This is a genomic window from Arthrobacter sp. B2a2-09 (assembly GCF_027587375.1).
Lineage (GTDB): Bacteria > Actinomycetota > Actinomycetes > Actinomycetales > Micrococcaceae > Arthrobacter.
This window is the reverse complement of the sequence record NZ_JAMXIC010000085.1, coordinates 1-524: the sequence shown is the minus strand read 5'-3', so window position 1 is coordinate 524 and position 524 is coordinate 1. Positions and strand designations below refer to the sequence as shown.

Below are 524 nucleotides of genomic sequence, written 5' to 3'. Positions count from 1 at the left end.
GACGCCGCGTGGCTCGCCCAGCTTGCCGCGCACGGGCTATTGCGGGCCTCGTTCGTGCCACCGGAACCGATCCGTGAGCTCAGGGACCTCACCCGGGCCCGGGCGATCGCCACCCGCGACCGGGCCCGGGAGATCCAGCGCCTGGAGAAGTTCCTGGAGAGCTCCGGGATCAAGCTCTCCTCGGTGGTCTCGGACCTGACCGGGGTCTCCTCCCGGGACATGCTCGAGGCCCTCATCAACGGCGAACGGAACCCCGACGTCCTGGCCGGGATGGCCCGGGGAATGCTGCGCTCTAAGATCCCCGCCCTTGTCGACGCGCTCACCGGCCGGTTCAAACCCCACCACGCGTTCATGGCCCGCTTGCACCTGGACCAGATCGATGCCCACACCCGAACCGTCGAAGCGCTTACCGCGCGGATCGAGGAGGCGATGGAACCCTTTCGCGAGGCCAGGGAAGCCCTGGCCACCATCCCCGGAGTCTCCCGCCGGGTCGCCGAAGTGATCATCGCCGAAACCGGTGCGGA

1 protein-coding gene is annotated in these 524 nt (G+C 69.1%); it reads left to right on the top strand.

Annotation, left to right across the window (positions count from 1 at the left end):
- The coding region (locus NFJ07_RS25630) for an IS110 family transposase (RefSeq protein ID WP_269998922.1) at positions 1-524 on the top strand (524 nt) is incomplete at both ends.